Annotated in this window: 14 protein-coding genes; 10 read left to right on the forward strand and 4 right to left on the reverse strand. The window is 52.1% G+C overall.

Going from position 1 to position 13,592, the window contains the following annotated elements:
• Positions 1-14 precede the first annotated feature (14 nt).
• From IM282_RS00005 to IM282_RS00040, 8 genes are all read left to right on the forward strand, one after another.
• Positions 15-659: a CPBP family intramembrane glutamic endopeptidase gene (locus IM282_RS00005; RefSeq protein ID WP_023300106.1), complete on the forward strand. Its 645-nt coding sequence runs from the start codon at positions 15-17 to the stop codon at positions 657-659.
• Between the two features lie 14 nt (positions 660-673).
• Positions 674-1,927, forward strand: a complete 1,254-nt coding sequence (locus IM282_RS00010; RefSeq protein ID WP_192969963.1) for an HlyD family secretion protein — start codon at positions 674-676, stop codon at positions 1,925-1,927.
• Positions 1,927-4,134, forward strand: a complete 2,208-nt coding sequence (locus IM282_RS00015) for a peptidase domain-containing ABC transporter (protein ID WP_192969964.1) — start codon at positions 1,927-1,929, stop codon at positions 4,132-4,134. The genes IM282_RS00010 and IM282_RS00015 overlap by 1 nt, the downstream gene beginning before the upstream one ends.
• A gap of 11 nt (positions 4,135-4,145) precedes the next feature.
• On the forward strand, positions 4,146-4,373 hold the full coding sequence (locus tag IM282_RS00020; protein WP_254909581.1) for an N-acetyltransferase: 228 nt from the start codon (positions 4,146-4,148) through the stop codon (positions 4,371-4,373).
• Between the two features lie 134 nt (positions 4,374-4,507).
• Positions 4,508-5,503 carry an alpha/beta fold hydrolase gene (locus IM282_RS00025; RefSeq protein WP_192969965.1) on the forward strand — a complete coding sequence of 332 codons (996 nt, stop codon included), beginning with the start codon at positions 4,508-4,510 and terminating at the stop codon, positions 5,501-5,503.
• A 44-nt stretch (positions 5,504-5,547) separates the two neighbouring features.
• A complete protein-coding gene (locus IM282_RS00030) occupies positions 5,548-6,288 on the forward strand; it encodes a response regulator (RefSeq protein WP_192969966.1) in 741 nt (246 codons plus the stop codon).
• Complete coding sequence (locus tag IM282_RS00035) at positions 6,285-7,580, forward strand: ATP-binding protein (RefSeq protein ID WP_032624255.1); 1,296 nt, start codon at positions 6,285-6,287, stop codon at positions 7,578-7,580. The genes IM282_RS00030 and IM282_RS00035 overlap by 4 nt, the downstream gene beginning before the upstream one ends.
• A 135-nt stretch (positions 7,581-7,715) precedes the next feature.
• Positions 7,716-8,906 (forward strand): cytochrome c biogenesis protein/redoxin, encoded by a 1,191-nt coding sequence (locus tag IM282_RS00040; protein ID WP_192969967.1) that lies wholly within the window; start codon positions 7,716-7,718, stop codon positions 8,904-8,906.
• 6 nt (positions 8,907-8,912) lie between these two features.
• Here the strand turns inward: IM282_RS00040 and tam are convergent, their stop codons facing one another.
• Positions 8,913-9,671 (reverse strand): trans-aconitate 2-methyltransferase, encoded by a 759-nt coding sequence (gene tam, locus IM282_RS00045; RefSeq protein ID WP_032624253.1) that lies wholly within the window; start codon positions 9,669-9,671, stop codon positions 8,913-8,915.
• A gap of 84 nt (positions 9,672-9,755) precedes the next feature.
• Entirely contained in the window at positions 9,756-10,340 is a 585-nt protein-coding gene (locus IM282_RS00050) for a GDP-mannose pyrophosphatase (RefSeq protein WP_192969968.1), read from the reverse strand.
• 86 nt (positions 10,341-10,426) lie between these two features.
• On the opposite strand from IM282_RS00050, the gene IM282_RS00055 reads away from it, so the two are divergent.
• Together IM282_RS00055 and IM282_RS00060 are read left to right on the forward strand one after the other, a co-directional pair.
• Entirely contained in the window at positions 10,427-11,185 is a 759-nt protein-coding gene (locus IM282_RS00055; RefSeq protein ID WP_192969969.1) for a DeoR/GlpR family DNA-binding transcription regulator, read from the forward strand.
• Between the two features lie 104 nt (positions 11,186-11,289).
• Positions 11,290-12,582 (forward strand): glycoside hydrolase family 28 protein, encoded by a 1,293-nt coding sequence (locus IM282_RS00060; RefSeq protein ID WP_192969970.1) that lies wholly within the window; start codon positions 11,290-11,292, stop codon positions 12,580-12,582.
• Positions 12,583-12,808: 226 nt separating this feature from the next.
• Here the strand turns inward: IM282_RS00060 and IM282_RS00065 are convergent, their stop codons facing one another.
• Both IM282_RS00065 and IM282_RS00070 read right to left on the reverse strand, forming a co-directional pair.
• The gene (locus IM282_RS00065) at positions 12,809-13,294 is read right to left on the reverse strand and encodes a GNAT family N-acetyltransferase (RefSeq protein ID WP_063137753.1); all 486 of its coding nucleotides are present in this window, start codon (positions 13,292-13,294) and stop codon (positions 12,809-12,811) included.
• On the reverse strand, positions 13,282-13,548 hold the full coding sequence (locus tag IM282_RS00070) for a DUF1778 domain-containing protein (protein WP_012540086.1): 267 nt from the start codon (positions 13,546-13,548) through the stop codon (positions 13,282-13,284). The genes IM282_RS00065 and IM282_RS00070 overlap by 13 nt, the downstream gene beginning before the upstream one ends.
• Between the last annotated feature and the right edge of the window lie 44 nt (positions 13,549-13,592).

A 13,592-nucleotide genomic window follows, 5' to 3' on the forward strand; every position in this document is an offset into this window, starting at 1 on the left:
ATAATAGGTTGAACATGATAATCTTTAGGCATGTCTATCCATTCATTTATAGTAAGAAAAACGTAATTGTTCTTTTTATTGCGTCTGTTATCTCAATAATAATTACGTTATCGCCATCCATAACCCTCCGCTATCTTACTCTCGATGTGTCATTTTTCTTATTGTTTATTGCGGAATTTTCAATTGCATTTTTCTTGTATATTTTTTACTTAAGGAAGTTGGATGGTTTTAAATTACGCCCAAGTAGAGATTTAACTTCAATAAAATTTTCTATTGTTGTGTTGTTTGTCATTTTGCTGGTTCAGTATAATGTTTATCTTTACAGGGATAATTTATATCATTATGGACCTTCCCATATTAGTTTTATAGCATTTATAATAGCCACCTTCGTAGTCCCATATTATGAGGAGATTATATACAGGGGCTGTATCTTCGGTGTTTTCCACTCAATTTTTAATAAAAAGTATATTATCCCATGTATATTGACTTCATTGTCTTTTTGTCTGATGCATGGACAGTATTATAACATTTTAGATCAATCCATTCTTTTTTTGGTGTCAATATTGCTATTAATAGTTAGAATAAGAAGCAGAGGGCTTTTTTATCCTATTATAATTCATTCGTGCATGAATGCTTTTGTTTTGTCGTTAAATTTTTGAAGGGTATTTGGGATATGAATATCTTCAGGGAAGAGGCTTTAAATCATCAAACAGATTCTGATTATGGTGAGATTGTCTTACCTGCGTCATTCGGTTTATCAGTAAGCGCACTCACAATGTTATTCATATTTCTGTGCCTGATACTCTTTATTCTTTATGGTAGCTATACACGTAAGGCTCACCTTTCCGGAATCGTTATGCCCTCATCCGGGCTGGTAAAAATCACTCCTCAATATGCTGGCTACGTAACCAAATTGACCGCCTCAGAAGGTCAACACATTATTGCCGGTGAGACTCTTTATCATATCAGCGGTGAACATTTCAACGAACAGGGGGCAGGTACACTCGCTGCTATAAGACTTTCCCTACAAACTCAGTTTACAATGCTGACTTCTCAACAGACCCTGGAATTGCGTGACAACAGTCAGCAGCAGCATGCCATACAACAGCGAATAGTTTTCCTGAAACCTCAGGTTAAAAGTGCAGAAAAGCGTCTGTCACTTGCCGTGCATCAGGCTGCGCTGGCCGTGTCTGTTATGGAGCGCTATAAGAAACTTGCTGATACGCATTACGTATCAGATATCGAATACCAGCAGAAGCAGATTGACGTTTCAACGTCACAGCAAAACGTTGAGGATCAGCGTCAGGGGCTTCTGCAACTGCACACCGCGATGGAGGCTGCTAAAGACGACCTTGACCATCTCATCGTTCAGGGTGAAAGCCGGAAGGCTGAAATGGACAGGCAGTTGCAGGTTATCAGGCAACAGCAGGACGAACTGGCAGGTAAGGAAAATTTCACGCTGACTTCACCGGTATCCGGAACCGTTGCTGCCGTGCTGGTCAGACAGGGACAGTCTGTCAGGGCATCTGAACCTGTCATGACCCTCATTCCCGACAATGCCCGTTTGCAGATAGAACTCTATGCTACCAGTCAGAATGCTGGCTTTATTCAGGCGGGGCAGCGTGTTGCCCTGCGGTTCTCTGCCTTCCCCTATCAGAAGTTTGGTGTGCAGTACGGGACTATCCGTGAAATAAGCCATACAACGCTGACATCTTCTGATTTACTCTCCGTATCTCCTGTGACCTGGAAGGAGAATGAAGGTCATTACCGCGTCATCGTTGAACCTGAAAATACTTTTATTCTGGCTTATGGGAAACAGGAAGCCCTGCGCCCCGGCATGGTTCTTGAGGGGGATGTCAGCCTGGATACCCGCAATTTGTGGGAGTGGCTGACTGAGCCGCTCTGGAGCCTGAAAGGAAAGCTGTGATGGATACACTCAAATGGACCGGGAGAAAACAGCTTCCTCTCACCCGACAGACAGAGTCAGCGGAATGTGGTCTGGCATGCCTGGTCATGATGGCCTGCTGGCATGGTCTGCAAACAGACTTACCCACACTGCGCGAACGTTTCAGTATCAGCTCACAAGGGATGACCCTGCAGAGACTGACTGAATGTGCGGCCGGTATCGGATTATCCAGCCGGGCAGTTCGGCTGGAGCTTGAGGACCTAAGATCCCTTTCTCTCCCGTGTATTCTCCACTGGAACATGAATCATTTTGTTGTGCTACATAAAGTTCGCGGAAGCAGGCTGGTTATTCATGATCCGGAAAAGGGAAAAGTAACGCTCTCCCTACAGGATGCTGGAAAACATTTCACCGGCGTCGCGCTGGAGCTGATGCCAGCCAGTGATTTTACCGCTCGGGATGAAAGGAAAAAAATCCATCTGCGCCAACTGACAGGTAAAACACCGGGTCTGTTGTCGGCAATGTCGCGAATTATCGTTTTTGCCGTGGCACTCGAAATCCTGACACTGGGAAGCCCGCTTCTCAACCAGCTGGTGATTGATGAAGTCCTGGTGGCTGCCGACCAGAGTTTGTTGACCGTCATTATTATTGCGCTTCTGCTGATGTCACTGACCCAGATGCTGCTGTCACTGGCCCGCCAGTGGGCGAGTATTACACTGTCCGTCAATTTTAACATGCAGTGGACAGCACGGGTTTTCCATCATCTGGTCCATCTTCCTCTGGCCTGGTTTGATGCACGCAGTAAGGGGAGTATTAATGCTCGTTTTGAGGCGGTAGATACCATCCAGCAGGCGCTGACTACGCAAGTGCTGGAAGGTATTCTGGATGTGTTGCTCGTGGTGACTGCGCTTTGCATGATGCTGCTGTACAGTCCTGAAATGACATTGATCGCCGTACTTGCAGCCATTTTCTATGGTGTGTTGAGGGCACTGTGGTATCCGTCCCTTCGACAGTCGGCAGAAGATGCTTGGGATGCAGGTGCCAGGGAGTCCGGGCATTTTCTTGAAACACTCAACGGGATCCTCAGCCTGAGAATTAACGGTGTGACGGCACATCGTGAGGCCGCCTGGCTGAATCTCAACGTTGCCCGCAGAAATACGCAGTTGCGTCAGAGCCGTCTGCTGATGTGCTATGACATTGCTCACACTCTTACCGGCAGCGTGGTATCAGCAATCATTTTGTGGAAAGGCGCCGGGGAGGTATTGAATGGTACCTTCACCGTCGGCATGCTGGTTGCTTATTTATCCTATCAGACGCGTTTTTCTTCCAGTATTAGTAGCCTGACTGATAAGTTTTTTTCCTGGCGTATGCTCGATGTTTACAACGAACGACTGGCTGATATTGTACTGACCCCGACAGAAGGCCTTCAGCAACAGCCTTTTCGTGAGCATAACAACGCTTCGCACATTCCTTCTGTATCCCGCAGGGAGATGGATGAATATGCTCATGCTCCTCTAGTACTTGAGCACATCATCTTCAGCCACAAGGGAGGGGAAAATCCGATAATCGGCGGGGTGTCGCTGACACTCAATCCCGGAGAAGTCGTTGCCATTACAGGTAAATCCGGATGCGGGAAAACGACACTGGTGAAGCTTATCCTTGGGATCCACATCCCTGATGAGGGCAGGATCAGGGCATTTGGCATATTGCATACGCATCCGGATTATTTTCAGGTTCGTCAGCGTATCGGTACCGTACTGCAGGATGACCATCTTTTCAAAGGTTCTGTAGCAGATAACATTATTTTTTTCAGTGATGACCGAAATTATGAACGAATGATCCAGTGCGCAAGACTGGCACTTATCGACAGCGATGTTATGGCAATGCCGATGGGGTATCAGACGCTGATTGGTGAAACCGGCGGAGGGCTTTCCGGAGGACAAAAACAACGCATTCTGCTGGCAAGGGCGTTGTACAAGAAACCGGGATTCCTGTTACTGGATGAAGCGACCAGCCACCTTGATGTTGAGAGTGAAATCCGGATAAGCCAGACCTTACGTCAACTGGGGCTTCCTGTTCTGCTGATAGCCCATCGCCCGGAAACCATAGCCTCTGCAGACCGGGTTTTGTATCTGGCAGACGGCTACTTAACGGAGCTGAATCTCCAGCATACAGTCAATAATGGCGAGTCTGTTTGTGAATATACTAATGACGTGATGGCAAAAAATTAACCTTAACGTACATAATTTTCGATATCCAAACTTACCCTTATCTGGAAGATCTATTTGTTGACGCTGCCGAACGTGGCGCAGGGGCGGGTAAAGCGCTTATCGACGCCCTGATCGATGAGGGTAAGCGGGAAGGGTGGTCAAAACTCTACTGGGTAACCCGCATGCACAATCCGGCGCGTAAGCTGTATGACCACTATGGTGAAGCCGACGATTACGTCCGGTACCGAATCACCCCTTAACCGGGTTTGTATCACACTGTATCTGCCTCTGTGATACATACACAGGTATGCAATAAAACCGCCTCCGCACACATCCCCTATACAAACCCATGGTGTTATATCTCCGTCAACTGAACTTACCCGGAGATAACATCATGTTTAACAAACTCGCATATTCAGCAGTCGCATTGACCGTTTCGCTTGGCACCTTAATGTCCTGTCAGGCAGAAGCGATGGGTAAGGATTACTCGTCGGCTTTTAACCAGGTAAAACAAATTAACGCCGGCGATCTGAACGTCGGTTATGTCGATATCGGGCCGAAAGACGGGCAACCAGTGATCCTGCTGCATGGCTGGCCGTACGACATTCACAGCTACGCTGAAGTGGCCCCCGCGCTGGCCGCGAAAGGGTATCGTGTCATTGTGCCGTCCCTGCGCGGGTACGGCACCACGCGCTTTATTTCTGATAAAACGCCGCGAAACGGCCAGCCTTCGGCAATGGCGAAAGACATCGTCAACCTGATGGACGCCCTGGATATCAAACAGGCGGTGTTTGCCGGTTATGACTGGGGTGCACGTACGGCGGATATCGTTGCGGCGCTCTGGCCGGAACGGGTGAAATCGCTGGTCTCGGTAAGTGGCTACCTGATCAGCAGCCAGGCGATTGGCAAACAGCCTTTACCGCCGAAGGCAGAAGTTCAGTGGTGGTATCAGTTCTATTTCGCCACGCCGCGCGGGGCGGAAGGCTATGCTAAAAATACGCACGATTTTGCCCGGCTGATCTGGTGCCAGGCTTCGCCGGACTGGAAATTCAGCGATGCCACCTTCAATGCCAGCGCCAAATCCCTCGATAACCCGGACCACGTTGCCGTCACGCTCAGTAATTACCGCTGGCGTCTGGGTCTGGAAAAAGGGGAGCCTAAATATGACGCCTATGAACAAAAACTGGCGACGCTGCCGAACATTACGGTGCCGACCATCACCATCGAAGGCGGTAATAACGGGGCGCCACACCCTGCACCTGCGGCCTATGCCGGGAAATTTACCGGAAAATATGAGCACCGTACTTTCGGCGCAACAGTTGGCCACAACCCGCCGCAAGAAGATCCGCAGAACTTTGTTAAAGCCGTTGTCGACGCGGATAAGCTCTGATATGTGCTATTTTCAATCCGTTACCTCTTAATCAGGAGCCTGCGGTGGAGCATAGTGATCACATCCTTGTCGTCGATGACGACAGGGATATTCGTGAACTGATTGTCGATTACCTCGTGAAATCCGGCTACCACGCCTCTGGCGCGGCGAACGGGAAAGAGATGCGCGTAGTGCTCGACAAACAGCATATCGACCTGGTGGTGCTGGACGTGATGATGCCCGGTGATGATGGCCTGACGGTGTGTCGACAGCTGCGCAGCAGCAGGCATAAGGATCTGCCGATCCTGATGCTCACCGCGCGCAACGAGGACATGGACCGGATCCTGGGACTGGAGATGGGCGCCGACGATTATGTGGTAAAACCGTTTGTGGCCCGCGAACTGCTGGCGCGTATCAAAACTATCCTGCGCCGTTTTCGTACTATGCCGCCTAATCTTCAGGTGACCGAGGCAGGGCGCCTGGTGGTGTTCGGTGAATGGCAGCTGGATACCGTGGCGCGTCATCTGATTGATAACGAGGGGATGGTTGTGGCGCTCAGCGGGGCGGAATATCGCCTTCTGCGTGTATTTCTCGATCATCCTCAACGGGTGCTGACCCGCGATCAACTGCTGAACCTGACGCAGGGACGTGATGCCGAGCTGTTTGAGCGTTCGATTGATCTCCTGGTGAGCCGCGTGCGACAGCGCCTGAATGAAGATGCCCGCTCGCCAGCCTACATTAAAACCGTTCGAAGCGAAGGCTACGTTTTTACTATGCCGGTGACCATCGTCGAGGCCAATGAATGACGCTGTGGCCCCGCACCTTACTGGCCCGGCTGCTGATCATTGTGCTGCTTGGACTCTTGCTGGCTAACGCGCTCAGCCTGACGCTGGTCATGGTTGAGCGAATGCACAGCGCGCGCACGGTTATGCTGGGCAATCTTGAGAATGACGTGGCGACCAGCGTGGCCATTCTCGACCGGCTTCCGGCCAAAGAGCGGCCAGAGTGGCTGGAACGGCTCGGTCGCGGTAATTATCGTTATATCCTTGGTCCCGGCGAGGCAGGCGCTGCGCCAACGGACAAGCGCTCGCGGGATGCGATTCGCACCCTGAAAGAGACGCTTTCAGTTCAATATCCGCTCCAGTTTACGGCGGTGCCGGGGCCTGTTTCCCACATTCAGGCCCATCTGACGCTCCGCGACGGCGCACCGCTCACTATCGATCTGATCCCGCGCATGCCGCCAGTCGCCAGCTGGTTACCCGTGGTGCTGGTTCTTCAGTTGTTACTTGTCGCGCTCTGCTCCTGGATTGCCGTGCGCCAGGTTGTCCGGCCTTTCCTGCAATTCACGCGCGCGGTTGATTCCCTCGATCCTGCGGCCCATTCTCCTATGACTGAAAAAGGTCCGGTTGAGGTGCGACAGGCGGCGCAGGCTTTTAATGAGATGCAGTCGCGGATACAAACTTATCTGCGTGAACGCGCGCAGATTCTGGCGTCCATTTCTCACGATCTTCAGACGCCCATCACGCGTATGAAGCTGCGGGTCGAAATGGCGGATCAGCCCGAACTCCACGATAAGTTGTTGAGCGACCTGGATAATATGTCGCGCCTGGTACGAGAAGGTATTGCCTATGCCCGGTCATCAGAATCACTGAAAGAGACCACGCTTAAGCTGGAGCTGAACGCGTGGGTTAACAGCATCGCCAGTGATTATCAGGACATTGGTAAAAACGTGCAGTTTCATGCACGCAGTACACGTCTGCCGATCGTCACCCGCCCCCAGGCATTGCGCCGGGTAATGACCAATCTGCTGGATAATGCGCTCAAGTTTGGCCATAGCGCGGTAATAGAGATTGATGAAGATGAAAGGCAGGTAGCGATCCGCATTATGGATAACGGCCCCGGCATCCCGGAGGCAGAACTGGGGGCGGTGTTACAGCCGTTCTACCGGGTTGAAACGTCGCGCAACCGCGAAACGGGCGGCACCGGGTTAGGCCTCGCCATTGCCGCGCAGCTCACCGCCCAGCTTGACGGGAAATTGCATCTTGCAAACCGGGCAGAGGGCGGGCTGGCCGTAAGCGTGACTCTTCCGCGCGTTTAATTGTACGCCTGTGTATCTGCGCGCCGTGCGGATACGAAGGCAGACAAAATTCAGTTTTTTGCACACGGCCTGAACACATTCGCAGGGTGAAATGACCTCACTGCACCTTCGCAGCAACTGTATCGTGAGGTCGTTATGTTTCTGATAATCGCTTTTTTAGGCGGCATGATTAGCCTGCTCAGTCCGTGCACGCTTCCCGTTATTCCTCTGCTGTTCGCCGGCTTTCAGGGGCAGCGCAAACACATTCTGGCGCTTCTGGCGGGAATGATAGTGATGTTCACGTTTGTGGCGATGGTAGTAACGGTTGCCAGTGACTGGATCGCTGACGCCACTGTTATCGGTCGCTGGATTGCGCTGCTGGTACTGAGCATTGCCGCCCTGGCCCTGATCTTCCCGCAGTTCGCTCAGCGCATTGCCAGCCCGGCGGTCAGCGCGGGGAACGTTCTTAACACCCACAGCGTTCAGCGACACGGCATGTTTTCGGCTTTTCTGGCAGGGCTGGCCGTTGGACTTCTGTGGTCCCCCTGTGCAGGACCGATTCTCGGGGCGATCTTCGGCATTAACATTACTGGCCACTCGGCCATCGCAACCGGAGCGCTGTTAGCCGCTTACGGCAGTGGGTGCGCGTTGATGCTGGGGCTGCTTGTCGCGGGGGGCCGTAAGCTGGTAACCCCTCTGAGAGCCAAATCCGCATTGATGGAGCGTCTGCGTCAGGGCGCAGGGGTGATGATGTTAGCCGCCGTGGCTTTCAACGCCTCAGGAATGACGTCGGTCCTGAAAGGCGCCAGCGGTATTACCGACCTGCTGGAAAACGCTCTCTTGAGCCTTGCGCAACCAACCTCCACGCAGGTGAAACTGCGACCGATCGCTGACGCAATGCCGAGCAGCCAGCTACCGACATTAAGCGGCGGTACGGGCTGGGTAAACGGTGACCCTGTCACGTCTAAGGCCTTGCGGGGGAAAGTTGTGCTTATCGATTTCTGGACCTGGGACTGTATCAACTGCCAGCATACCCTTCCGCATGTTCGAGACTGGGCGAAGAAATATGAGTCACAAGGTCTGGTGGTAATTGGCGTCCACACCCCTGAATACCCCTGGGAAAAGCCGTTATCATCGGTGAAAAACGCGGTCAACGAATGGCAGTTGCCGTACCGCGTAGTGACGGATAATAACTACAAAATCTGGAGCGCGTTCGGTAATCAGTACTGGCCAGCACATTACTATTTCGATGCGAAAGGGCAACTGCGTTACACCTCGTTTGGCGAAGGCAACTACGACAAGCAGGAGGCTGTAATTCAGCATTTGCTCAAGGAAGCGCGTTCCTGATTCGGCTTACGGAACCCGCTGAGCAACCATAAACAGGCGCGGAAAAGCCAGCAGTATCTGCCCGTTCTCCTGGAGCGGATACTGCTCTTCCAGCAGCTCGAGGTAGCGTTTCAGAAAGTTTTGCTGCTCGCTCTCGTTGAGATCCTGTAGCCACGGCCGTAACCCCGTCGCGCTGACCCAGTCAATAATCGCCTGATGAGAGCTCATCTGATGAAAGTAGGTGGTGCGCCAGATATCCACGTCGCATCCCGCGTCCGTCAGAATATCATAGTAGGCATGAATACCCGGCAGCTGCTCGCGGCCACGATCGGGGTAGCCCTGTTCCCAGGCAACTTCACGCATCAGGGCGTGCGTCGGCTCAAGCCAGTTGTCAGGCATTTGTATCGCCAGCACGCCGTTTAACTGGAGCAGTGAAACCAGATGCGGCAGAAGGTGGTAATGGTCCGGGATCCATTGCAGGGAAGCATTGGCGTAGATCAGGCTGAGAGGCTGGTCAGGTTTGTAGTGACGGATATCCGATTCAACAAAGTGGCAGTCTGGCAGGGCCTGTCGGGCTTCCTCCAGCATCGCCGGGGAGTTATCCACACCGGCTATCTGCGCTGAAGGCCAGCGTTGTTTCAGCAGCGCGGTGCTGTTGCCTGGCCCGCAACCCAAATCCACGCCAGAGGTTATGTCAGCAAGCGGCACCCGGGCCAGTAACTCAGCGGCGGGACGTGTGCGTTCTGCGCTGTATTGTAGATATAGAGAAGGATCCCAGTCGGCCATTTTCGCATCTCCATGTTGAGGTGTTCAGCAAGAATAGCACAGGCAAATACCTGCGCAGGGGCAGGTATCCGGATAAACGTGAGATTATAAAATGCCTTTCAGGGCCACGTGATAAAGCAGCATGATGGTTTTACCGTCGACGATCTGGCCATTCTCGATGCCACGAAGCGCGTCGTCCAGCGTCATTTCCAGCACGTCGATATCTTCACCCTCTGCTTTAACGCCGCCGCCCGCGCTGGTCCGATCCTGCGGGTGATATTCCGCCAGATAGAAGTAGAGTTTTTCGGTAACGGAGCCCGGGCTCATATAGGCCTCAAAAATTTTCTCTATGCGCGTCACCTTATACCCGGTTTCCTCTTCCGCTTCGGCCTTAATCCGGCTTTCCGGGTCAAGGTTATCGAGCAACCCGGCAGCCGCCTCAATGAGATCCTCTTCGTGACCATTGATAAACACAGGGAAACGTAACTGACGTGTAAGAATGACTGTTTTGCTGTCGCGATTATAGAGCAGGATCGTCGCGCCATTCCCGCGGTCATACACTTCACGCTCTTGCCGCTGCCAGTCACCATCGCTGCGCTGGAGGTCAAAAGTGTATTTTTTCAGGTTATACCAGTTGTCGGACAACGTTTCGCTGTTGATGATGCGTATATCTGCACGTTTTGATTGCACGTTTGGCTCTCCTCTCGTAGAGTATGCATCATAAACAGCATTTTCGTGTAATTACAATAATTATCGTGCAACATCAGGAATAATTCATGCTCACAAGTCAGCGTAAACAGTTGATTCTGGAAAAGCTGGAGGCGGAAGGCCAGGTCCAGTCAACTGCGCTCAGCCTCATTTTCTCGGTGTCTGAGGACACTATCCGCCGGGATTTACGTGAGCTGGCGGCAGAAGGGCGTTTGCAGCGTGTCCACGGCGGCGCGCTTCCGGCATCTTCAGCGATTGCGCCTTTTGCCGAGCGTCAGTCCGTTAAAATGGATGCAAAAAAACGCGTGGCACGTCGGGGCGCGCAGCTCATTTCACCGGGTCATGTGGTGATCATTGATGGCGGGACGACCACCTCAGAACTTATTACCTTCTTGCCGCCAGATTTGCGGGTAACTGTGGTGACGCACAGCCCGGGTATTGCATTGGGGCTGGTCAACCATCCGTGCATAGAGGTGATCCTGATTGGTGGTCGTTTGTATAAACACTCCATCGTCACGGTCGGCGCGGCCGCTATTGAAGGCATCAACAATATTCATGCGGATCTGTTTTTCATGGGTGTCACCGGCGTGCATCCTGAGGCCGGGCTGACCACCGGAGATTATGAAGAAGCATGCATCAAACGTGCATTTTCCGGCAGAGCGGCGGAAACGGTGGTATTGGCCTCACCGGAAAAGATCAACACGGCCTCGGCGTTTGTGATTGGCGATTTGTCGCTGGTGAATACGCTCGTTGTTGAAAACACAACGGATGAACGCTGGGTCAACGCTATGAAAGAAAAGGGCGTTGCGGTGATCGCCAGCCAGTAAATATCCGCTTTTTTGCCAGCCTGCCTGCGTGGCTGTCAAACAGACAAAGGTTATCCATCACGCGGATTCCTAGACTAAGGCTTTCATCTGTTTAAGGAAAAGCCATGAAAGCGATCTCCATTCTGGCGTATGGCGCGGACCCAACCGCTCAACGCCTGGCAACGTCCGCCATTCAGCAGGCCATAAAAAGTGCTCAACAGAACGATGTCATCGTTATTCCGCAAGGCCGTTTTCTGACCGGCGCGTTGTTTCTGAAAAGCGGTGTTTCACTTCGCCTGGACGCTGGCGCACAGCTCGTTGGAAGCCAGGATCTGGCTGATTATCCCCTGATAAATACCCGGGTAGCCGGCATTGATATGCGTTGGCCGGCAGGCATTATTAATATCATCGATTGTGAAAACGTCAGCATTACCGGTACAGGCACGATAGACGGGCAGGGTGTTATCTGGTGGCGACGCTTCTGGGGCGATGACGAGCGCAGCGGCATGGTCGGCGATTACAGCGCCAGAGGATTGCGCTGGGTGGTTGATTACGACTGTCAGCGCCCGCGCAATATCCTGGTCTTTGAAAGCCAGAGTATTCTGCTGCGTGATTTTACCAGTCGGGAGTCCGGATTCTGGAACATGCACCTCTGTTATTCGCGCCATATCGCGGTTGAGGGCGTGCAAATCAGCAATTCTGCGGGGCCGAGCACCGACGGGATTGACGTCGACTCCTGCGAACAGGTGCGGATTGAACGCTGCATTGTGTCCTGCAATGACGACAATATCTGCATCAAATCAGGACGAGGACGCGAAGCGGCGCAAAAAGCTCGTGCCGCGCGGGATATAGTGATTCGAGGATGTACGCTGAATAAGGGATCCGGGATCACACTGGGGAGTGAAACTTCAGGTGGCATTGAACGCGTCCTGATAGAAGATAACGCGTTTAACGGAACGGGTGTCGGGTTTCGCATTAAATCTGCTCGCAACCGGGGCGGATTTATCCGTGATATCACCGTACAAAATCTACGGCTTACGGACGTGCGTTTTCCGGTGCTGATCCAGCTGAACTGGTTTCCGCAGTATAGCTATGGCGACCAGAGCAATTTATCTGATAAACCAGAACACTGGCGCAAACTGGCTGAAGGTGTTGAGGGCGAAGCCGGTCTTACTGCGGTCAGCGGACTGACGATTAAAAATATGACGGCGCGTCGATCAGACAGCAAATGCTTTTCGCGGGCATTTTTCATCGAGGGATATCCGGAGCGTCCTGTGGTCGGGTTAACGCTGGAGGGGATTTTGATTGACGCGTCAGAGTTCGGGAAAATTTCTGGTGTGGATGGGCTGCGCTTTAAGGATGTACAGGTGACTGCCGTGGAGATCACGCAAGACCGTAACGACAGTTATGAACGTTGATGGCACAGAACAGAGGGACATGTTGCGCGGAATGAGCAGAACAAGGATGGGTCTGAACTGGCTGGATTTACTCGTATTCAATCTAAGTGCGCATAATGTATATTATGTTAAATTCGGTGGGTTTATTCTTTAGTTCATGAGTTCCTATCTTTCAGGAGCTTACCGATGAATCAGTCGGTTGCCTAAACTGACGATGAAGGTTATGGTTTACCCCTTCCCTTTATCGCTACTGAGGAAGCCTGAGAAACAGTGTCCGTTCCTGAGTCTGCGATGCTTTAAAACCATGGTGGATATAAAACGCTTTGGCGTCCTCAGTGAGTGCATGAACCATGATCGCCCGCACCCCAATATTCTCTGCTACCCGATAACAGCGTAAAACCGCATCCTGGAGTAAATCGGCTCCCAACCCATTTCCGCGTATTGAGACATCGACAGCCAGACGGGCAAGAATAATCACGGGAATGGGATCCGGCATGTTACGCCGCAAATTACCTGTCGCTTCCGTATGGTTAACGCTGCCGGTAGCCAGAGAGTAAAATCCCGCGACCTGCTTTGTGCCCGTTTTACAAACGACAAACGTTCGGGCTGCGCCAAGCGCCTGGTTTTTCAGACCTCTTTGTTTTAACCATTCGTCAAGCACGGCCTCTCCACTGACGAACTCCGCCAGTTGATGGACGCTGGATAAGGGCTCTGGGGCGGTTACACGTCCCACTGAGGTTTCCTTGCCAGCAGTTTATCTATGGCAGGATCGTCGGCGACCGGGGCATCAAGCATATCAATGAACTCTGCATACTGTTCATCGTTAAAATTGAATACACGCCGATCGAGGATCACATTTTCGGCTGCCTGACAGGCCATCTCCAGAATGAAGTCAGTACGTGATTTATGGAGGATCTCTGCGGCGGCATCGATAAGCGCCCGCTGGGATTCTTTGGCTCTAAGATTGAGTTGAACATCTGATTTCATGGGTATACCTCTTGTATAGCAATTGCTTTACAAGCATAGCATAA

Origin of the sequence: Enterobacter cloacae complex sp. P29RS (assembly GCF_014893445.1) — a bacterium.
Taxonomy (GTDB): domain Bacteria; phylum Pseudomonadota; class Gammaproteobacteria; order Enterobacterales; family Enterobacteriaceae; genus Enterobacter; species Enterobacter intestinihominis.